Raw genomic sequence first — 20,010 nt, 5'->3', positions numbered from 1 at the left:
GACTGGACCAGGCCGCGGCGCTTGACAAAGATCGCCCCGCCGCCGATGCTCATCGCAGTAACTGTTACTTCGGGTAATAGCTTCAGCGAGGAGGCGGCGTGGTCCGGCGAGTGGTGTCCCGGGACGGCACGCGGATCGCGGTCGCGGAAGCCGGTGATCCGACCGCGCCGACCGTGGTGTGCGTGCACGGCTACCCCGACGACCGGTCCGTTTGGGACGGTGTGGCGGCCCGCCTCGCGGACAGGTTCCACGTGGTCACCTACGACGTCCGTGGCGCGGGCGAGTCGGACCGGCCCGCGCGGCGCGAGGGTTACGCGCTCGACCGGCTGGCCGAGGACCTGGCCGCCGTGCTCGACGAGGTCAGCCCGAACCGGCCGGCGCACCTCGTCGCGCACGACTGGGGTTCGATCCAGAGCTGGCACGCGGTGACCGGGGACCTGCTGCGCGGGCGGATCGCGTCGTTCACCTCGATCTCCGGGCCCTCGCTCGACCACGCCGGGCACTGGTTCCGCACCCGGTTGCGGCGGCCGTCGGGGTGGGGGCCGGCGCTGCGGCAGCTGGTGCACTCGACCTACATCGTGTTCTTCCAGATCCCCCTGGTTCCCGAGCTGGGCTGGCGGTCCGGGGTGGGCCGCCGGGTGCTGCGGCGGCTGTCGGGCAGTGCGGCGGGCAGCCCGGCGGTGGCGGACGCCGTGCACGGGCTGGAGCTGTACCGGGCGAACATCGGCGCCCGGCTGTCCCGTCCGCGGCCGCGGCCCGCGGAGGTGCCGGTGCAGGTGCTCGCGCCGCTGGACGACCCGTACGTGACGCCCGCGCTGCAGACGGACGTGGCGCGGTGGGCGCCGCGGCTGTGGGTGCGGCGGTTGCCGGGCGGGCACTGGATCCCGCGCGAGCGGCCGGACGTGATCGCCCGCTGCACGGCCGAGCTGGTGGATTTCGCCGAGGGTGCGCCGGAGAGCCGGGGACTGCGGCGGGCGCGGGCGGCAGGGATGGTGGATTCCGCGGTGGGGACGACGGGAAGGCGGGCGCGAGCGGCCGGGCTGGTCGATTTCACGCCGGAAAGGCGGGCGCGGGCGGCCGGGACCGAGCTCGTGGATTCCGTGGAGAGGGCGTCGGAGAGCGTGGCGCTTCGGCGGGCGCGGACCGTCGAGGCCGGGCTGGTGGGTGCCGTCGAGGGGGCGCCGGAAAGGCGGGGGCGGCGGCGGGTGCGGGCCGTCGGGGCCGGGCCGGTGGATTCCGTCGAAGGCGCGCCGGAGAGCCGGGGGCGGCGGCGGATGCGGGCCGTCGGGGCCGGGCCGGTGGATTCCGTCGAAGGCGCGCCGGAGAGCCGGGGGCGGCGGCGGGCGCGGGCGGCCCGGTTCGACGGGTACCTGGTGGTGGTCACCGGGGAGAGCCGGTTCGCGCGGGCGGCGGCCGCGGCGTTCGCGAGGGCCGGGGCCGAGGTGCGCGGCGACGGGCCGGACGTGCCGGACGTGGTGGTGGACAGCCGGGGCACGGCGCGGGAGTTCGCGGCGCGGATGGCCGACCGTGGCGAGGGCGGGCAGCTGGTGCTGCACGACCCCGCGGAAGCCGCCCGCCTGCGACGCGAATACCCCGGCCTGAACGTGATCGTGGCCGGGGACGGCTCCCCGGAGCGCGCGGCGAGGCGGGTGCTGCGGGCCGTGGCCCGCAACCGCCACGCGGGAGTCTGAACCGCCCCGGCGGCCTGTGCCGCGCGCGGTGGCCCGCATCCCCGCCACGCAGGAATCCGAGGCCGCACCAGCGGCGCGTGCCGCGCTCCGTGGCCGGCAAGCGCCACGTGGGAATCCGCGGCCTCCCCGGAGCCCTCGGTAGCCCGTGCCGCTGGTGCGGCACCTGCGACAAGAATCCCCGGACACAGCACTACCCGCGCGGCGCACGGCGCCCGCCGCGCGGCGGGTGTTGCGCGAGAACCTGAGGGCAGCGCCGCCGCCAGCGACCTCGCCGAAGCCGAAGGGGCGCCCGGCCAACGCCGGGCGCCCCAGGGGATCAAGCGCGCGCCAAACCCCGCTCCACCGCGGCGATGATCTGCGGCCGCAGCTCCTCCGGGCGGATGATCGCGTCCACCGAGCCGACCCGTTGCGCCCGCTGGATCGAGTGCACCCCGTCGAACTCGGCGGCCACCTCGCCCAGCTTCTCGGCCCGCACGGACGCCCGCACGTCCGCCAGCTGCGTCACCAGCGCGGCCCGCGAAGCGCTGTCCGCCGCCGCGATCCGCGCCTCCAGCTCCGACACCCGCGGGTCGTTCGCCGTGCGGGAGTTGACCTCCTGGGCGAACACCACGGCCGCCGCGGGGGCGCCGCCCAGCACGGACGCGTACGAGCCGTCCACGGCGAGCACCGTCATGTTCGGGTTCAGCGTCTTCGAGAACACCACGAACGCCCCGCCGTGGTAGCGCGAGATGACACAGAACACGATGGGCCCGCGGAAGTTCACGATCGCCCGCCCGATCTCCGCGCCGTACTCCAGCTGGAGCTTGCGCATCGACTCCGGGGAACCGTCGAAACCGGACAGGTTCGCCAGCACCACCAGCGGCCGGTTGCCGCTCGCCGCGTTGATCGCGCGCGCCGCCTTCTTCGACGAGCGCGGGAACAACGTGCCCGCGGTGTAGGTGTCCGGGCCGTCGGTGGGCGGGAAACCGCGCCGCGGCACCGACCGCGACTCGATGCCCAGCAGGCACACCGGGATCCCGCCGAGGTGCACGTCCTGCACGACCGCGGTCTCCGCGTCCGCCATGCCGGCCCAGCGTTCCAGGATCGCGTGGTCCTGGTCGGCCAGCGCTCGCATCACGGTGCGGATGTCGAACGGCTTCTTGCGGTCCGGGTTGGTCTCCCGCGAGAAGATCTGGCCCACCGTGGTGAAGTCGGACCCGACGATGGCGTGCGGGTAGTCGCAGACGTCCCGGTCGACCGGGTCGGTCGTCGTCGCCCGGCGCGGGCCGGTCTCGCCCGGCAGCACGTACGTGTGGTCGTAGTGGGTCATCAGCACGCCGTGCGCGGCGCCCAGGTTCGGCGCCCAGTACTGCGCCTGACCGTTCGGCCCCATCACGCGGTCGTAGCCGCCGATGCCGAAGTTGTCCTCGGCGGACACGCCACCGGAGAAGTCCAGCGACTGCTTGCCCGTCAGCACCATCGCCGAGTCCGGCGTCATCACCAGGATGCCCTTGGTGTGCATGAGCATCGTGGCTTCGGCGTTCCAGTACGGCTGCGCGCCCACGTTGATACCGGCGACCACGATGTTGATCTCGCCGCCGTCCTGGGTGAACTGGACGATGCGGCGCAGGGCCGCGGCGATCCAGTCCATGTTCTCGGTGCCCGAGTCCATCGCGATCCGCGCGCCTGCCGACAACGCGTACCACTCGACCGGGACCCGCAGCCGCTCCGCGAGGTCCAGCGCCGCGATCACGCGGGCGCACTCCGGTTCGGACAGTGCGCCCAGCGCCTTCGTCGGGTCGCCGAGCAGCACCACGCGGGTCACGCCTTCCGGGTACCGCTCGGTCGGCGTGGTCGCCACCCCCGCGACGATCCCGGCCTTGTTCAGGCCCCGCTCGCGCTCGACCGGCACCAGCGCCCCGGCGTCGTCGAGGTCGTACTCGGTGAACGAGCCGCCCTCGCCGGCGAGCATGCCGGTCAGCTCGTACGGGTAGACCGTGCCGCGGCGCCGCGCGCGCAGCACCTTCTGGCCGTAGTCGTCCAGCGGCTGGATCAGCTCGGTCGGCGGGTCGGTGATGGTCAGCCGGACACCGGTGGCGACGTCGTAGGTCACCCGCACCGCGATCGGCCGCAGCTCGCCGGTCTCCTTGTCGCGCTGGCGGCCGAGGAACAGCACCTCCTCGACACCGGCGCCCGCGGTGGTCGGCACCACCCGCTGCGCGACCGTGTTCAGGTCGTCGGCGGTGAGGTCGCTGGGCGGCCACACGTAGAGGAAGATCCGGTTGGTGTCGAGCCGCTTCTTGGCCGGGCGCTGGGCCTGCACCTTGCGGATCGCGTCCAGGCACGCGCCGAGCGCGCCCTCGACCGCGGGCAGGGCGAGGATGCGGCCCTCGTCGTCGCGCAGCGGGGTCAGGTCGCGGACCTGCGCCATCGCCACGAGGCGTTCGTCGGACGGGTTCTTCGGCGCGACGCAGCGCACCAGGTAGACGTCCTCGTCGGCCGACGGCAGCCGGGTGAGGTCGAAGTTCTGCAGGCGCCGCAGCTGCAGCCGCTGCCCGATCAGCGGGTGCAGGCCGCGGATCAGCCGCTCCTCGGCCAGGCCCGCCGACGACGGCCGGAACGTGAAGTGGTGGTGCATGGCCGATCCGCTGCGCCCGGCGACCGTGGTGGTCAGGCGGCGCAGGTTGTTCGGCAGCGCGACGCGGGACAGCACCTCGCGCAGCTCGGCGGCCATCAGGTCGGCCTCGGCCGGCTGGCCGGTCCAGGTCAGGTAGATGTCGGCGACCAGCGCGCCGGGCTCGGTCTTCGCGGCGACCTCGGCGACCCTGTGCACCGCGTCGGCCAGGCCGTCGAAGTCGGCGACGGTCGCGATGAGCCGCTGCCGCTGGCCGTCCAGGTCGTACCCGGCGGTGACGAACGCGTGCCCGCCCGCCATGCCGGTCTCCACGCCCTCCAGGCCGTGCTCGCGGTAGTAGCGGCGGCTGAGCACCTCCAGCAGCGGGCCGGGGTCGAGGCCGGGCCGTCCGATGCGCTGGCCGAGCAGCCGCACCAGCGGTTCGGGGCTGGCGACCATCTCGGCGATGCGCTGCTCGCGGTCCGGCGCCTCCGGGTTCGCGTCGAGGTAGCTGAGGTGGCGGCGCACCTTGGTGTAGACCTCGGCGCGGGTGCGGCGCAGCAGCGGCTGGGCGAACCAGCGGAACACCAGGCTGCGGGCGAGGTCGCCGACCACCGGGAACCGCAGCTGGGTGGCGCGGATCAGGTGCTCCAGCGCCTGGCCGACGGTCTGCCGGAGCCCGTTGTGCGGCGGGGCCTCGGTGAGCCACTGCTGCAGCAGCGCGGTGATCACGGCGACGTCGGAGGCCGCGCGCTGCTGGGCGAGGAAGATGCGGAAGACCGCCTCCTCCAGCTCGGGCGTGCGGTCCAGCCCGTCGACGCCGTAGTGGCCCAGCACGCGGGTCAGGCGGCCCTGGAAGGTCTCGGACAGCCCGGCTCGCTCCGCGTCGAGGCTCTGCAGGTAGGTGTGGAAGTGCTCGCGCGGGCTGTGCACCCGCGTCTCGGCCTTGGTCTCCTCGCCTTCCGGCTTGTTGCGGGACAGCTCCGACAGGTCGGCGAAGACCTCCAGCAGCGCGGTCTCCGCCTCCAGCGGCCGCTGCGGCAGCTCGGCGCGCGCGGCCAGGTACCCGGCCAGGGTGCGGCCGCCGTCGCGCGGGTCGACGTCGAACCCGAGCAGCATGCTGCGCAGGTCGGCCAGGCCGCGCTCGACGCGGTGCGCCGCGGACAGCCCGTCCGGCTCGGACGGCAGGTCCAGGTCCACCCCGGCGGTCTCCGGGGCGGCGTCGGCGTCGTCGTCGGCGAGTGGTTCCAGCCGCAGCAGCGCGGCGCCGGTCTCCACCTGGCTGCCGACGGAGACCAGGGACTCCTTGAGCAGCGCCCGGAACGGCGCGCGCAGGACGGTCTCCATCTTCATGGATTCGAGCACCAGCACGGGGGCGCCGGCCTCGACCTCGTCGCCGACGGCGAGTGGCGTCGCGACCACCAGCGCCGGGGCGGGCGAGCGGACGACACCGCCCTCGTCGCGGCTGATCCGGTGGGTCACGCCGTCGACCTCGACCAGGTGGATCGGCCCGTGCGTGCCGGTCACCAGCCGGAAGCGGTGGCCGTTGACGTGGATCTGGCCGGTGTGGGAGTCGTAGCGTTCCAGCTCGGCGTCGACGGTCTCCACGTCGTCGCCCGTCACGAAGCCGATCCGGTAGCGGCCCGGCCCGGTCTGGGCGACGGTGAGGCGGTAGCTCGCGCCGCGCAGCTTCAGGTCGATCGGGCGGCCGACCTCGTGCTGCACCTGCGGGCGCCCGCCGTGCGCGGTGGACAGCAGGCGCTGCAGCTCGACCTGCTTCTCGTCCTGGTAGGCCTCGATCGCGGCGGTGGCCAGCGCAATGCCGGAGTGCGCGTGCGAGACCAGGCGGCCCTGCGCGCGGACCCGGTCGATCCAGCCGGTGTCGGCGCTCGCGTCGATCACCTCGGGCTGGCCGAGCAGGTCCAGGACGAAGCTCTTGTTGGTGGTGCCGCCCTCGATGAGCACGGTGGTCTCGCGCATGGCGCGGCGCAGGCGGGACAGCGCCTCGTCGCGGTCGCGGCCGTAGGCGATGATCTTGGCGATCATCGAGTCGAAGTCGGCGGGGATCGTGTCGCCCTCGCTGACGCCGGTGTCGACGCGGATGCCCGGGCCTGCCGGGAGGTCGAGCAGCGCGATGCGGCCGGGGGCGGGCGCGAAGTCGCGGTCGGGGTCCTCGGCGTTGAGCCGGGCTTCGATGGCGTGGCCCAGCTCGGCGGGCGGGGCGCCCTCCAGCTTGCCGCCGGACGCGACGTGCAGCTGGGCCTTGACCAGGTCCATGCCGGTGGTGGCCTCCGTGATCGGGTGCTCGACCTGCAGGCGGGTATTCACCTCCAGGAAGGCGAACAGCTTCTCGCCGGGGTGGTAGAGGAACTCCACGGTGGCGGCGCCGCGGTAGCCGACCGCGACGGCGAGCCGCTCGGCGGAGGCTTTCAGCTCGGCCACCTGCTCCGGCGCGAGCACCGGCGAGGCGGACTCCTCGATGATCTTCTGGTTGCGGCGCTGCACGGAGCAGTCCCGCACGCCCAGCGCCCACGCGGTGCCCTGGCCGTCGGCGATGACCTGGACCTCGACGTGCCGGGCGCCGGTGACCAGCCGCTCCAGGAACACGACACCGCTGCCGAAGGCGCGCGCGGCCTCCTGGCTGGTGCGCTCGTAGGCGTCCCGCAGCTCGTCCGCGTCGTTGACGACCCGGATGCCGCGGCCACCGCCGCCCGCGGTGGCCTTGAGCATGAGGGGGTAGCCGATCTGCTCGGCGGAGCGCAGCGCGGCGTCGAGGTCCTCGACCGGCCCGCGGCTCCACGGCGCGACGGGCACGCCCACCTCTTCGGCGATCAGCTTGGCGCCGATCTTGTCCCCCAGTTTGCGCATGGCCTCCGGGTTCGGGCCGATGAAGGTGACCCCGAGCTTTTCGCAGAGCTCGGCGAAGGCCGGGTCCTCGGCGACGAAGCCCCAGCCGACCCAGGCGGCGTCGGCCTTCGTCTCGGTCAGCGCGCGTTCCAGCACGGCGAGGTCGAGGTAGGGGCGGTTCGCCGCGGGGCCCAGGTTGTAGGCGATGTCGGCTTCCCGCACGAAGGTGGCGTTGCGGTCCACGTCGGTGTAGAGGGCCACCGTCTCGATGCGCGGCCCGCCCTCCGCGTTGAGCTCACCGACGGCGTGGATGAGCCGCATCGCGGCTTCTCCCCGGTTGACGATCGCGACACGACTGAACACCGAATCGAGCCTCACAAGTTGTGGTGGTTGGACTGCGCGGCCTCCCCTGGCCGCTGGTCCAGCATCGCGCGTACCCACCGGTAGTGTGATCGTCGCACCCGCACCGTGCCGACGGCGGTTTTTTGTCGGAACCCTCCAAAGGACCGCTCTGACCCGGGACTATGCCCACCGCTCGCGCGCACGCGGGACCACGCGGATCGTGAGAGCCTGGTCACTCGCCCTTGTAGAAGACGACCAACGGGCGGGCTAGCCGCGGCGGCGCACCGGGAGGCGCAGGTGCAGCACGCCGTCGCCCTGGATGACCACGTCGGGGTCGCCCAGCATCAGGTTGCCGTCGGCCAGCGCGCCGAAGTACGGCTTCCCCCGGCCGAAGACGACCGGCACGACGTCGATCGCCACATGGTCGATGAGCCCGAGCGCCAGCGCCTGCCCGCCGACGTCACCCGCGCCCACCCCGATTTCGCCGTCGCCGGCCAGTTCCTGCGCTCGCGCGATCCCCTCCTCCACCGAGCCGGCGAAGTGGTAGGGCGCCTCCGGGTGCCAGCCCGCGGGCCGCGGCCGGTGCGACACGACCACGACGTGCTCGCTCGCGGGCGGATGGCCTTCCCAGCCGTTGGTCAGGTCGAACTGGTGCCGCCCGACGACCAGGACCTTCTGGCGCGACCACATGCCGCGCACGTACCCGGCGGAGGCCGCCGAGACCCGGAACGGCGAGCCGTGGATGTCGGGGTGGTCCTCGCCGACGAGCGGGTGGTCGCCGTTGAAGTACCAGTCGTGGAGCGGTCCGACGTCGTCGTTCTCGTCGGCGATGTAGCCGTCCAGCGAAGCCACCGCGTGCAGGTAGGTCGTCCCCATCGTCGCTCCTCCCAGGGGACCAGCGTCCCCCAGGGGCCGTGCGGGCGCAACCGCCCCGGCGGGGCACCCCGCCCGGCGAGGTGCCCCGTCACCGCCTCACGGCTGGTAGAGCCAGTCGGTCCAGCGGTAGTCGTCCAGGCGGCGTTCGGTCAGGTACTGGTTGCGCAGCAGCCGGGCCAGGCCGTCGCAGTGCCAGAGCTCGCCCCAGACCCGGGCGCTGGACTGCACGCGCGCGGTCCGCGCCGTGCGGGCCTGCTCGTACGACGCGAGCGCGGCCGGCCAGTCCAGCGCGGCGGCGGCCTGCTGCTTGGCGACCTCGCCGGCAAGGCTGTGCGCGTCCTCCAGCGCCTGGCACGCCCCCTGCGCGAGGTACTGCAGCATCGGGTGCGCCGCGTCACCGGTCAGCGCCAGCCGTCCGTCGACCCAGCGCGGCACCGGCAGCCGGTCGTACATCGGCCACCGCCGGTCCCGCCACAGCCACGCCAGACCGCGCCGCACCGCGTCGCAGGTGTCGTCGAACGCCGCGTCCAGCTCGTCCGGGCCGCCCCAGTCGCTCTCGCCGCGCTCGTACGCGGGCGAGGCGAACACCGCGACCGTGTTGAGCAACTCCCCACCGCGCAACGGGTATTGCACCAGGTGGCACTTCGGTCCGAAGTGGACGACCACGTCGGTGAGCACGTCGTCGTCGAGCCCGGTCACCTCGGACACCGGGCGGGTGCCGCGGTAGGCGACGTAACCGGAGCACACCGGCTGGTCGTCGGACAGCCGCGACCGCAGCGACGACCACAGCCCGTCGGCGGCCAGCGCCGCACCGGCCGCGAACTCCCGTTCCCCCGCCCGCACCCGCACGCCGTCGGGCCGCACCTCGACGTCGTCGGCCTGGTGGTCGGCCAGCAACTCGACCCCGGCATCCCGGCAGGCGTCGTGCAGGATCGTCAGCAGGTCGCTGCGGTGGATCACCACGTACGGCGCGCCGTAGCGCTCGACGAACCCCCGCCCGAGGTCGAGCGAGGTCAGCTCGGCGCCGTCGAGCGCGTCCTTGAGCACCAGCCGCCGGGGCAGCACCCCGCGCGCGACCACCTCGTCCAGCAGGCCCCACTCGCGCAGGATCCGGGTCGCGTTGGGGGCCAGCTGCAGTCCCGCGCCCACCTCGGCGAACGCGGGGGCCCGCTCCAGCACGCGGACCCGCTGCCCGGTCGCGGCGAGGGCGAGGGCGTTGGCGAGCCCGCCGATCCCGCCGCCGACCACGACCACATCGGTGTCGGTCATGTCTTCCTCCTACAGCCAGGGGCCGAGTTCGGGGGCCTGGTCGGCGCGTCCGGTGAGCCAGCGCGCGAGAGCGGGGCCGTGGCCCTGCGCGGTCCGCCGCCGCAGCGCGTCGGCGATCAGCGCCTCGACCAGGTCCGCGGGCAGGTCCTCGAACCCGACGCCGCAGTCGAGGTCGACGGCGTGCACGGCGCCTTCGCGGGTGCGCATCCAGACGATCTCGGTGGCGGGCACGGTCCGGCCCTGCGCGGTGACCACCTCGTTGGCCCAGGCGTCCGCGGGCAGCGCCGCCACGTCGGCGGCCAGCGCGTCGGCCGAGTCGTGCACCAGCCGCCGCAGTTCGGGCACGGGCAGCTTCGCGCCCGCCTCGATCTCCGCGGCGCGGTGCTCGGCGCTTTCGTACATCCGCGACTCGACCCCGGTGCGGGCCCAGCTCAGCAGTCGCCGCAGCGCTTCGGCGTTGTAGTGCAGGTGGGCCACGAGGTGGCGGCGGGTCCAGCCGGGCAGCAGCGTCGGCGCGTCGAACGCGTCGTCGGGCAACTCGTCGATCGCCCGGAGGACGAGCCGGGTGCCGTCGTCCATCCAGTCACTCATCGCGGGCCACGTTCTCCAGCCTGCCCAGACCGCTGATCTCGGTGACCAGCCGGGCGCCGTGGGACAGGTACCGCGGTGGTTTCCGCGCGTGGCCGACGCCGCCGGGGGTGCCGGTGGCGATGACGTCGCCGGGCCGCAGCGTCAGGATCGTCGAGGCGTAGCGGACCAGCTGGACCGGGTCGAACACCAGGTCGCCGGTGTTCGCCTTCTGGACCTGCTCGCCGTCGACCTCGCAGCTCAGCTCCAGCGCGGGTGTGGCGCCGCCGGGCAGCTCGTCCGGGGTCACCAGGTACGGGCCGAACGGTGTGGTGCCCTCGAACGTCTTGCCCTGCAACCACATCGGCGACCGGTACTGCCAGTCGCGGGTGGTGACGTCGTTGAGGACGCTGAACCCGGCGATCGCCGCGGCCGCCTCCGTCTCGCTCGCGCGGCGCACGGTGGCGCCGACGACGAGCGCCAGCTCGGCCTCCCAGTCGACCGCGTCCGACTCGGGCGGCAGCGCGATCGGGTCGGCCGGGCCGACGAGCGCCTCCGGGTACTTGGCGAACAGCGTCGGGTACCGCGGCAGTTCGCGGCCCATCTCCAGGATGTGGTTGCGGTAGTTCAGGCCGACGCACAGGATCTTGCCCGGCCGCGGGACGACCGCGGCGAGGTCGGCGCCGGCGAGCGGGCGCTCCGGCGTGACCGCCCCGGCCTGAGCGCGCCAGTCCTCCTGGGCCAGGAAAGCGCCGACGTCGGGCGCGCCGAGCTCGGCGTAGCGCTCACCTTCGACGCGGATGGCGCGGGTGCCTTCGGCGGTGCGCAGGGTCGCGAGCTTCACCGCTGCCCTCCCACCCGCACGCGGTCGGCGTGCAGCCGCTCGAAGATCGGGGTGTCGCTGAAGCGGAACAGGTCCAGCTGCGTGTCGCCGGCGAGGGTCACCTCGGCCCAGGACGGCACGACGAACAGATCGCCGTGGTCGACGGTCCACTCCTGATCGCCGACGCGGACCGTGCCGGAGCCCTCGAAGACCTGCCACACGGCCGAGCCGACCTCCTGCCGCGGCGCGGTCTCGGCGCCGGCGCGCAGCCGGTGGAACTCGGCGCGGATGGTCGGCATGACGTCGCCGCCGGTGGTCGGGTTGGTGAAGCGGACCGCGGCGTGACCGGGCTCGACCACGCCCGGGTGGCCCTCGTCCTCCAGTGCCAGCTGGTCGGTCAGCGCGGCGTCGGTGTGCTCCCAGCGGTAGGCGGCGATCGGCGAGTTCACCGCAGGCGCGGTCTGCGACACCGGGCGCAGGCCGGGGTGGGCCCACAGCCGCTCGGCGCGGGAGCGCTGCGGGGTGTCGGTGCTGGACACCTGCTCGGGGCCGAACTCGAAGAACGCCGAGCCGGTGTAGTGCACGAACGGGATGTCCAGGCCGTCGATCCAGGCCATCGGCTCGCTGGAGGTGTTGTGGTGGCCGTGGAAGTGCCAGCCCGGGGTGAGCAGGAAGTCGCCGCGGCGCATGGCCACCGGGTCGCCGTTCACGACGGTCCAGACGCCTTCGCCCTCGACGACGAACCGGAACGCGTTCTGCGTGTGCCGGTGCTCGGGCGCGTTCTCACCGGGGCCGAGGTACTGGATCGCGGCCCACAGCGTCGGCGTCGCGTACGGCGCGCCGCCGAGGCCCGGGTTGGCCAGCGCGATGGCGCGCCGCTCCCCACCGCGGCCGACCGGCACCAGCTCGCCGGCCTTCTCCGCCAGCGGCAGCAGGGTCTTCCAGCGCCAGGCGTGCGGGCGCATCGCCGGGGACGGGCTCATCGGCATCAGGTCGCCGATCTCGGTCCACAGTGGAACGAGCAGTTCCTCCGCGAACCCCCGGTACAGCTCGTCGAGCTCGGGGGACGGATCGGGCTGGTTGGCGGTCATCGCCTGGCCACTCCTTCCTCGGGACGGCGGGTCGAGGAGGACGCTAGGCGATGTTCTGCCAGCAGGGATCTAGAATTCTGCTGTGAAGAACAAGCCGCCGTACGCGATCGACTCGGTCGACCACGCGCTCCACCTGGCCACGGTGCTGCAGCAGGAGGGGCCGATGGGGGTGTCCGAAGCGGCCGCGCGGCTGGGGGTGTCCCGCTCGACGGCGCACCGGCTGCTGCAGATGCTGGTGTACCGGGACTTCGCCGAGCAGGGTCCGGACCGCCGCTACCAGGCCGGGCCGGTGCTGCGGCCCGCGGATCCGGCCGGCGCGCCGGTGGCGTTGCTGCGCCAGGCGGCGATGCCCCACCTGCGTGCGCTGGTGGCGCGGGTGGGGGAAACGGTGAACCTGCAGGTCCTGGCGGGCACGGAGACGCGGTTCGTCGCGTCGGTGGAGTGCGACCAGATCCTGCGGGTGGGTGACCGCGCCGGGCGGGCCCTGCCGGCGCACCAGGTGTCCGGTGGCAAGGCGTTGCTGGCCGCACTGCCGCCGGCCGAGCTGACGCGCCGGTACGCCGGAACGGACGTGGACCTGGTCCGCCTGCGGCGTGAGCTGGGCCTGGTGCGGCGGCGCGGCTTCGCGGTCAACGACCAGCTGACGGAGACCGGTCTGACCGCGGTCGGGGTGGCGATCCCGTGGCCCGGCGGGGCCGAGCCCGCCGCCGCGTTGTCGGTGGCCCTGCCGTCGGCCCGGTTCGACCACGACCTGCTGCCCACGTGGGTCGGCGCGCTGTCGGCGGCGGCGACGGCGATCGCGCACGACCTGGGCTGAGGGTCAGCTCGTCCGCGGGATCGCGGCGATCGCCTCGACCTCGACGACGTACTGCGGCGCGGCCAGTGCCGCGACCACGGCCAGCGACTGCGCCGGGAAGTCGTCGCCGGGGAACCAGAGCTTGAACGCTTCGGCCTGCGCCGCGCGGTAGCCGTCGAGGTGCTCCACCCCGGCGACGAGCGTCAGCAGCTTCACAAGGTGTTCCGGACCGCCACCGGCGGCGGACAGCAGCGCTTCGAGGTTGGCGAAGATCTGTTCGCCCTGCGCCCGCGCGTCCGGCCCCGCGAGGGTGCCGTCCGGCCGGACGCCGAGCTGCCCGGCGAGGTAGACGATCTCGTGCCCCTCGGGCACGGACGCGAGGTGGCTGTAGCGCCCGGCGGGCGGCGCGACGGTGTCGGGGTTCCAGCGGTTCACCCGCGCCATGATCCACCCCGGGCGGCTGCACGGCAACCGTCCAGGGTGGACAGACCTGGCGATCAGCCGATCTGCAGGTCCACGCAGGCGTAGAAGGCGTTGGCGGTGTCGGCGATGTTCCACACCGCCAGGAGTTTCTGCCGCCCGGTGAAGCCGCTGAGGTCGACCGGGTGCGAGACGGTCGCCGCGGGCTGTGCGCCGCCGTCGTCGACGAACCCGACGCGGGTGTCGCCGATGTAGTACTCCCAGGTGCTGGTGCGGTGCTGGGCGGTCAGCTTCCAGGTGAAGGTCACCGTGCTGCCGACCGGGGTGGCGCGCCAGCCCTTGCTGTCGTCGTCGAGCTCGGCGAAGCGGGTGTTGCCGCCGCTGCAGCTGCGCAGCCCCTTCGGGCCTTCCACGCTCTGCGGTTCGTACTTGATGTCGCCGCAGGGCACGATCCCCTGCGCGCACTGGGCCTGCCTGCTGGGCGGCGAGTCGACGTAGCCGTGCGCGCTGGCGGTGCCCGGGAGGGCCACGAGGGCGACGGGAGCGAGAGCCGCCCCGGCGGCGATGGTCGCGATGCGTCGTCTGATGGTCATGTCGGCTCCTTGCGGTGAACCCGGATGACTTTGGTCTAGACCACGTGATATGGACCATAACGTGAAGTTTGTTCGCGGTCAACGGCGCGGTCGGAAAAGCACCACCCGCGCGGCCGGCACCGCGTCGGCGACCCTCACGTCGCCATCGATGTCGAGCATCGGCGCGACCCGAGAGATGCCACAGGTGATCAGGGGCCTCGGTCCGCACGACCGCGACCGGTTCGCCCGCACCAACCTCCCAGCTCCCACCGGCAGCTCCGGTCAGCACAAACGTGATCGACGGTCCGGACCACCTCTAGGCGAGGTCGCGCACCACGGACGACGGCGCCGTGCGAGTGCGGGGGCGGTGACGAACGTCCGGCCCGTCGCCAGGTGTTGTGCGCTCGCCGTACTCGAGGATCTGCCAGGCCTTGTGCGCGTCCACGACACTGTGCCCAATCACCTCGACCGCGACGTCCAGGATCCTCCGCCGCGTGTCCGAGTTCGGCCGTCCCGGGATCCGCGCAGCCTCATCCGTTTCAGGTGAGGTTCGAAACTGCCGGAGATCCCTAACATCCGCCCCCGTGACCATCACCGCCGTCAGGGGCAAGGCGTGGATCATCGTCGCGGCGGTGGTCACCCTGACCTCGTGCACCGGGGCCGCCCAGCCGGCGGCGCCGCCCACCACGGGGGCGCCGCCCGCGACGGGAGCCGTCACTTCCGTCGCGGCGCTCGCCCAGGCCAGCGTCGTGAAGATCCTGACCGCGGGCGGCAACGGCAGCGGCGTCGTCTACGGCGCCGACGGTCTCATCCTCACCAACGAGCACGTGGTGCGCGGCGCGCAGGCGGTGCAGGTCGCCTTCGCCGACGGGCAGCGGGTGCCCGGGACGATCCGCGCCGTCGACGTCGTCACCGACCTGGCCCTGGTGCAGGTCGCCCGCACCGGCCTGCCGCCCGCGCGGTTCCAGCCCCAGCTCCCGGCCGTCGGTGAGCTGGTCGTCGTCATCGGCAGCCCGCTCGGCTTCGAGAACAGCGTCACCGCGGGCGTGGTGTCCGGGCTGCACCGCGAGATCCCGGGCAGCGCCGCCGAAACGCAGGCGCTCGTCGACCTGATCCAGACCGACGCCCCGATCAGCCCGGGCAGCAGCGGCGGCGCCGTGTTCAACGCCGCCGGCGAGGTCGTCGGGATCAGCGAGGCCTACATCCCGCCCCAGGCCGGCGCCGTGTCCCTCGGCTTCGCCATCCCCGCCGCGACCGCCGTCGACGTCGCCGAGCAGCTGATGAGCACCGGCCGGGCGCGGCACGCCTTCGCCGGGCTCGAACCCGCCCAGCTCACCCCGCAGATCGCCGCCCAGCTGCGACTGCCGAGGGCGGACGGGGTGATCGTCGCGGCGATCGCCGACGGCGGCCCCGCCGCGGCCGCCGGTCTCCAGCCCGGCGACGTGGTCACGGCGCTGGACGGCACGGCCGTCCGCACGCCGGAGGAGTTCCTCGGGCAGCTGCGCCGCCGCGACCCCGGCGACACGGTCACCGTCACGTTCCACCGCGCCGGGGGCCAGGACGTCCGAACACCCCTGACCCTGACCGACCGCCCTGCGTTCAGCAGCTAGACCGGGAGGCGAGCACGAGATGAGCACGGCCGAAACGACACGGACCGAGACCGCGAAGTTCGGCATCGCCACGATGATGGCGATGGTCGTCGGCTCGATGGTCGGCGCGGGCGTGTTCTCCCTGCCGCGCCGGTTCGCCGCCGAGACCGGCGTGAGCGGCGCGCTCGTGGCGTGGCTGATCGCCGGCGCCGGGATGCTGACGCTGGCCTTCGTCTTCCAGAACCTGGCGGTCCGCAAACCCGGGCTGGACGCCGGGGTCTACGCCTACGCCAAGGCCGGGTTCGGCGAGTACCTCGGGTTCTTCTCCGCGTTCGGCTACTGGGCCAGCGCGTGCGTCGGCAACGTGACCTACTGGGTGCTGATCATGTCGACGGTCGGCAAGATCTGGCCCGCGCTCGGCGAGGGCGACACGTTGATCGCGTTCGCGCTCTCCTCCGTCTGCCTGTGGGCGTTCTACCTGCTGATCCGGCGCGGCGTGCGCGAGGCGACCGCCATCAACCGGATCGTCACCGTGGCCAAGCTGGTGCCGATCCTGGTGTTCGTGGTGATCGCGCTGGTGCTGCTCAAACCCGGCGTGTTCGCGGACAACTTCCGCGGCGGGCCGGGCGTCGGTTCGCTGTTCGAGCAGGTGCGCGGCACCATGCTCGTCACCGTGTTCGTGTTCCTCGGCGTCGAGGGCGCGAGCGTCTACTCGCGGCACGCGCGGCGGCGGCAGGACGTCGGCCGCGCCACGATCCTGGGTTTCCTGAGCGTGCTGGCGATCTTCGCCTCGGTGACCATCGTGTCGTACGGCATCCTGCCGTTGAGCGAGATCGCCGACCTGCGGCAGCCGTCGATGGCCGGGGTGCTGGAGGCCGCGGTGGGGCCGTGGGGAGCCACGTTCGTCTCCATCGGGCTGATCGTGTCCGTGCTCGGCGCCTACCTGGCGTGGACGCTGATGGCGGCCGAGGTGCTGTTCGTCGCCGCACGCGACCGCGACATGCCCCGGTTCCTCGGCCGCAGCAGCGCCGCGGACGTGCCCGGTCCGGCCCTGCTCATGACCACGCTGCTCATCCAGGTCGTCCTGCTGATCACGGTGTTCTCCGAGGACGCCTTCGCGTTCGCCCTCGACCTGACCAGCGCGCTGTCACTCGTGCCGTTCCTGCTCGCCGCGGGCTACGCGGTCAAGCTGGGCGTCACGCGGGAGGGCTATGCCGACCGGCCCACCGGCCGCGGCCGCGAACTCGCCGTCGCGGTCGTCGCCACCGTCTACACCGCGTTCCTCATCTACGCGGCCGGCCTGAAGTTCCTGCTCATCGCGTTCATCGTCTACGCGCCCGCGACGGTGTTGTTCGCGATGGCCCGCCGCGAGCAGGGGCGGCGCGTGTTCACGCCCGTGGAGCTCGGCATCTTCGCGGTTTCGCTGCTCGGCGCCGCCGCCGGTGTCGTCGCGCTGGCGACCGGAGCCATCACGATCTGACCGGAGGGAGCGACATGACAACCGACGACGACCGTCCTGGCCGCGGTGTGTTCTCGGAGGTGGGCAGGCTACGCGAGGTCCTCGTGTGCCGGCCCGGCCTGGCGCACCGCAGACTCACCCCGACCAACAGCGACGACCTCCTCTTCGACGACGTCCTGTGGGTCGAGAAGGCGCAGCAGGACCACGCCGCGTTCGTGGACGAGCTGCGCCGCCGCGACGTCCGGGTGCTCGAGCTGCACGACCTGCTCGCCGAAACCATGGCGGCGCCCGGCGCCCGCGACTGGATCCTGGACCGCACGATCGTGCCCGAGATCGTCGGCCCCGGCCTCGTCGGCCCGGCCCGCGAGTTCCTGGAGACGCTGTCTCCCGGCGATCTGGCCGAGCACCTCGTCGGCGGCCTGGCCACGGCGGAGCTGCCGCCGGAGCTCGCGCCCGGGTACCGCCTGCTGGCGGAGTACTCGCCGGACGCGCGGGAATACCTGCTGCCGCCGCTGCCCAACACCCTCTACACGCGCGACACCACGTGCTGGATCTACGGCGGCGTCACGCTGAACCCGCTGTACTGGCCTGCCCGGCACGACGAAACGCTGATCATGAAGGCGATCTACACCCACCACCCGGACTTCGCGTCCTCCACCGTGTGGTGGGGCGATCCGGAGCGGGACTGGGGCCGGTCCACCTTCGAGGGCGGCGACGTCATGCCCGTCGGCGGCGGCACCGTCCTCATCGGAATGAGCGAGCGCACCTCGCGGCAGGCGATCACCCAGGTCGCCGCCGCGCTCTTCGCCGCAGGGGCCGCCGAGCACGTCATCGTAGCGGGCATGCCGAAACTCCGCGCCGCTATGCACCTGGACACCGTGTTCACCTTCGCCGACCGCGACGTCGTCACCGTCTACCCGCGGATCGTGGACCGGATCCACCCGTTCTCGCTGCGCCCGTCCGACCGGGCGCCCGGCGTCGAGGTGGCCGACGAGGGCAAGCGGTCGTTCCTCGACGTGGTCGCCGAGGCGGTGGGGTCCGACCTGAGGGTGATCGAAACGGGCGGCGACGTGTACGAGTCGGAACGGCAGCAGTGGGACAGTGGCAACAACGCCGTCGCGGTGGAGCCGGGCGTGGTGTTCACCTACGACCGCAACACGACGACGAACCGGCTGCTGCGCGAGGCCGGTATCGAGGTCCTCACCATCCGGGGCGCCGAGCTGGGCCGCGGACGCGGCGGCGGGCACTGCATGACCTGCCCGCTGGCCCGCGATCCCGCCTGAGCGGTCAGGGGGCGGGCGGGGCGGGCAACCGGACCACCGCCACGAGACCGCCTTCCGGCCGGGCAGCGAGTTCGAGCGTCCCGTCGTGGGCGCGGACGATGCTCGCCACGATGGCGAGCCCGAGGCCGACCCCCGCGTGCTCGCCGGTGCGGGTGCGTTTCGTGCCGCGGTGGAAGGGTTCGGTCAGGGTCGGCACTAGTTCCGGCGGCAGCGGCGGCCCGGTGTTCTCCACCCGCACCACGCTCGCGTCGCCGTCCGGTCCGGTGTGGACGGTCACGGTGCCGCCGGTGGGGAGGTTGTGCACGATCGCGTTCTGGACGAGGTTCGTCACCATCCGCAGGACGAGCTCGGCGGACCCGGTGACCCGCGCGGCCTCGCCCGCGACGTCGAGCTTGATCCCGCGTCGTTCGGCGAGGGGCAGCAGCGTTTCCGCGGCTTGTTCGGCGACGAGGGACAGGTCGACGGGCTCGCGGGTGAAGCTGCGCCGGTCGCTGCGGCTGAGCAGCAGGAGGGTCTCGGTCAGGTCGATCGCCCGCGTGTTGACCACGTGCAGGCGTTCGATGAGCTCGTCCCGGTCCCACGTCGGGTCCTTGCGGGCGACGTCGAGCAGCGTCTGCGAGATCGCCAGCGGGGTGCGCAGCTCGTGCGAGGCGTTCGCGGCGAACCGCTGCTGCTCGGCGACCTGGGATTCGAGCCGTTCGAGCATCGTGTCGAGCACGTCGGCGAGCTCGCGGAACTCGTCCTCCGGGCCGTCCATGCGGATGCGGTGGGACAGCGAGCCGTCGGACGCCCGCCGCGCCGACTCGGTGATCCGGGTCAGCGGCGCCAGCATCCGCCCGGCGAGAACCCATCCGCCGAGCAGGCCGAAGAACAGCAGGAACGCCACCGCGGTGGCCGCGGCGGGCCCGCCGACGGCGAGCAGGCCGGGACGGCGCGCGGGCAGCCCGGGCGGGCCGGGCGCCCGGGCGGGGAACGAGCGCGCGAGCAGCAACCAGAGCAAGGTCATCAGCAGCGCGCCGGCGAGCAGGAGGAACCCGGCGTAGCTGAGGGTGAGCTTCAGCCGCAGGCTCGGCCCGCGACGCCTATCCACGGTCTCCGCCGGTGTCGATCCGGTAGCCGACGCCGGGCACGGTGGCGATGAGCCACGGCTCACCGAGCCGTTTGCGCAGGGCGGACACGGTGATGCGGACGGCGTTGGTGAACGGGTTGGCGTTCTCGTCCCAGGCCCGCTCCAGCAGCTCCTCGGCGCTCACCACCCCGCCTTCGGCGGCGACGAGGACTTCCAGCACGGCGAACTGCTTGCGGGTGAGCGCGACGTAGCGGCCGTCGCGGTAGACCTCCCGGCGGAACGGGTCCACCCGCAGGCCCGCGATCTCGCGGACCGGCGGCCGGGCGTGCGCGCGCCTGCGGTCGAGCGCGCGCAGCCGCAGGACCAGTTCCCGCAGCTCGAACGGTTTGGTGAGGTAGTCGTCGGCGCCGAGCTCGAACCCGGAGACCTTGTCGTCGATCCGGTCGGCGGCGGTGAGCATGAGGATCGGGGTGCCGCTGCCGGAGGCGATGATGTACCGCGCGATCTCGTCGCCGGAAGGGCCGGGGATGTCGCGGTCGAGGACCGCGAGGTCGTAGGAGTTGACGCTGAGCAGCTCCAGCGCGGTGTCCCCGTCGCCGGCGATGTCGGCGGCGATCGCTTCCAGCCGCAGGCCGTCCCGCACTGCTTCGGCCAGGTAGGGCTCGTCCTCCACGATCAGCACGCGCATGTCCGCAGCCTAGGCAGCGCGGCATATCGCCCGCA

General features: G+C 73.3%; 15 protein-coding genes. 5 read left to right on the top strand and 10 right to left on the bottom strand.

Translation table 11 applies throughout. The features are described 5' to 3' along the window. Positions 1-110: 110 nt before the first annotated feature. Positions 111-1,691: an alpha/beta fold hydrolase gene (locus AMYTH_RS0100295; RefSeq protein WP_027928611.1), complete on the top strand. Its 1,581-nt coding sequence runs from the start codon at positions 111-113 to the stop codon at positions 1,689-1,691. Between the two features lie 316 nt (positions 1,692-2,007). Here AMYTH_RS0100295 and AMYTH_RS0100290 read toward each other — a convergent pair whose 3' ends face one another. From AMYTH_RS0100290 to AMYTH_RS0100265, 6 genes are all read right to left on the bottom strand, one after another. Continuing rightward, positions 2,008-7,494, bottom strand: a complete 5,487-nt coding sequence (locus AMYTH_RS0100290) for an ATP-binding protein (protein ID WP_027928610.1) — start codon at positions 7,492-7,494, stop codon at positions 2,008-2,010. Between the two features lie 246 nt (positions 7,495-7,740). Then, positions 7,741-8,349: a dihydrofolate reductase family protein gene (locus AMYTH_RS0100285; RefSeq protein ID WP_027928609.1), complete on the bottom strand. Its 609-nt coding sequence runs from the start codon at positions 8,347-8,349 to the stop codon at positions 7,741-7,743. A gap of 96 nt (positions 8,350-8,445) precedes the next feature. Beyond that, positions 8,446-9,618, bottom strand: a complete 1,173-nt coding sequence (locus AMYTH_RS0100280) for an FAD-dependent monooxygenase (protein WP_027928608.1) — start codon at positions 9,616-9,618, stop codon at positions 8,446-8,448. Between the two features lie 9 nt (positions 9,619-9,627). Beyond that, a complete protein-coding gene (locus AMYTH_RS0100275) occupies positions 9,628-10,209 on the bottom strand; it encodes a maleylpyruvate isomerase family mycothiol-dependent enzyme (protein WP_228684499.1) in 582 nt (193 codons plus the stop codon). Next, positions 10,202-11,029, bottom strand: a complete 828-nt coding sequence (locus AMYTH_RS0100270; protein WP_027928606.1) for a fumarylacetoacetate hydrolase family protein — start codon at positions 11,027-11,029, stop codon at positions 10,202-10,204. The genes AMYTH_RS0100275 and AMYTH_RS0100270 overlap by 8 nt, the downstream gene beginning before the upstream one ends. After that, on the bottom strand, positions 11,026-12,099 hold the full coding sequence (locus AMYTH_RS0100265; protein ID WP_027928605.1) for a cupin domain-containing protein: 1,074 nt from the start codon (positions 12,097-12,099) through the stop codon (positions 11,026-11,028). The genes AMYTH_RS0100270 and AMYTH_RS0100265 overlap by 4 nt, the downstream gene beginning before the upstream one ends. An 82-nt stretch (positions 12,100-12,181) precedes the next feature. Here AMYTH_RS0100265 and AMYTH_RS0100260 point away from each other — a divergent pair, with 82 nt between their 5' ends. Next, a complete protein-coding gene (locus tag AMYTH_RS0100260; RefSeq protein ID WP_027928604.1) occupies positions 12,182-12,916 on the top strand; it encodes an IclR family transcriptional regulator in 735 nt (244 codons plus the stop codon). Between the two features lie 3 nt (positions 12,917-12,919). Here AMYTH_RS0100260 and AMYTH_RS0100255 read toward each other — a convergent pair whose 3' ends face one another. Together AMYTH_RS0100255 and AMYTH_RS0100250 are read right to left on the bottom strand one after the other, a co-directional pair. Beyond that, positions 12,920-13,330: a RidA family protein gene (locus tag AMYTH_RS0100255; RefSeq protein ID WP_027928603.1), complete on the bottom strand. Its 411-nt coding sequence runs from the start codon at positions 13,328-13,330 to the stop codon at positions 12,920-12,922. Positions 13,331-13,392: 62 nt separating this feature from the next. Continuing rightward, entirely contained in the window at positions 13,393-13,908 is a 516-nt protein-coding gene (locus AMYTH_RS0100250; protein WP_027928602.1) for a lytic polysaccharide monooxygenase auxiliary activity family 9 protein, read from the bottom strand. Positions 13,909-14,471: 563 nt separating this feature from the next. On the opposite strand from AMYTH_RS0100250, the gene AMYTH_RS0100240 reads away from it, so the two are divergent. From AMYTH_RS0100240 to AMYTH_RS0100230, 3 genes are read left to right on the top strand one after another with little or no spacing between them, the layout of a single operon-like run. After that, positions 14,472-15,497, top strand: a complete 1,026-nt coding sequence (locus AMYTH_RS0100240) for a S1C family serine protease (RefSeq protein ID WP_027928601.1) — start codon at positions 14,472-14,474, stop codon at positions 15,495-15,497. A 19-nt stretch (positions 15,498-15,516) separates the two neighbouring features. After that, positions 15,517-16,956 (top strand): basic amino acid/polyamine antiporter, encoded by a 1,440-nt coding sequence (locus AMYTH_RS0100235; protein ID WP_027928600.1) that lies wholly within the window; start codon positions 15,517-15,519, stop codon positions 16,954-16,956. Between the two features lie 14 nt (positions 16,957-16,970). Beyond that, positions 16,971-18,218, top strand: a complete 1,248-nt coding sequence (locus tag AMYTH_RS0100230) for an arginine deiminase (RefSeq protein ID WP_027928599.1) — start codon at positions 16,971-16,973, stop codon at positions 18,216-18,218. A 4-nt stretch (positions 18,219-18,222) separates the two neighbouring features. Here the strand turns inward: AMYTH_RS0100230 and AMYTH_RS0100225 are convergent, their stop codons facing one another. Further along, the gene (locus AMYTH_RS0100225; protein ID WP_027928598.1) at positions 18,223-19,308 is read right to left on the bottom strand and encodes a sensor histidine kinase; all 1,086 of its coding nucleotides are present in this window, start codon (positions 19,306-19,308) and stop codon (positions 18,223-18,225) included. After that, complete coding sequence (locus tag AMYTH_RS0100220; protein ID WP_027928597.1) at positions 19,301-19,975, bottom strand: response regulator transcription factor; 675 nt, start codon at positions 19,973-19,975, stop codon at positions 19,301-19,303. The genes AMYTH_RS0100225 and AMYTH_RS0100220 overlap by 8 nt, the downstream gene beginning before the upstream one ends. Positions 19,976-20,010 lie beyond the last annotated feature (35 nt).

The sequence above is a fragment of the Amycolatopsis thermoflava N1165 genome (genome assembly GCF_000473265.1).
GTDB lineage: Bacteria > Actinomycetota > Actinomycetes > Mycobacteriales > Pseudonocardiaceae > Amycolatopsis_E > Amycolatopsis_E thermoflava.
The sequence above is the reverse complement of the archived record's forward strand: the minus strand, read 5'-3'. Positions and strand labels throughout refer to the sequence as shown.

Bases quoted from the DNA above. Each gene is read 5' to 3' on its own strand.
- AMYTH_RS0100275 (WP_228684499.1), bottom strand. From the start codon at position 10,209: ATGAGTGACTGGATGGACGACGGCACCCGGCTCGTCCTCCGGGCGATC.
- AMYTH_RS0100220 (WP_027928597.1), bottom strand. From the start codon at position 19,975: ATGCGCGTGCTGATCGTGGAGGACGAGCCCTACCTGGCCGAAGCAGTG.
- AMYTH_RS0100280 (WP_027928608.1), bottom strand. From the start codon at position 9,618: ATGACCGACACCGATGTGGTCGTGGTCGGCGGCGGGATCGGCGGGCTC.
- AMYTH_RS0100230 (WP_027928599.1), top strand. From the start codon at position 16,971: ATGACAACCGACGACGACCGTCCTGGCCGCGGTGTGTTCTCGGAGGTG.
- AMYTH_RS0100235 (WP_027928600.1), top strand. From the start codon at position 15,517: ATGAGCACGGCCGAAACGACACGGACCGAGACCGCGAAGTTCGGCATC.
- AMYTH_RS0100285 (WP_027928609.1), bottom strand. From the start codon at position 8,349: ATGGGGACGACCTACCTGCACGCGGTGGCTTCGCTGGACGGCTACATC.
- AMYTH_RS0100250 (WP_027928602.1), bottom strand. From the start codon at position 13,908: ATGACCATCAGACGACGCATCGCGACCATCGCCGCCGGGGCGGCTCTC.
- AMYTH_RS0100265 (WP_027928605.1), bottom strand. From the start codon at position 12,099: ATGACCGCCAACCAGCCCGATCCGTCCCCCGAGCTCGACGAGCTGTAC.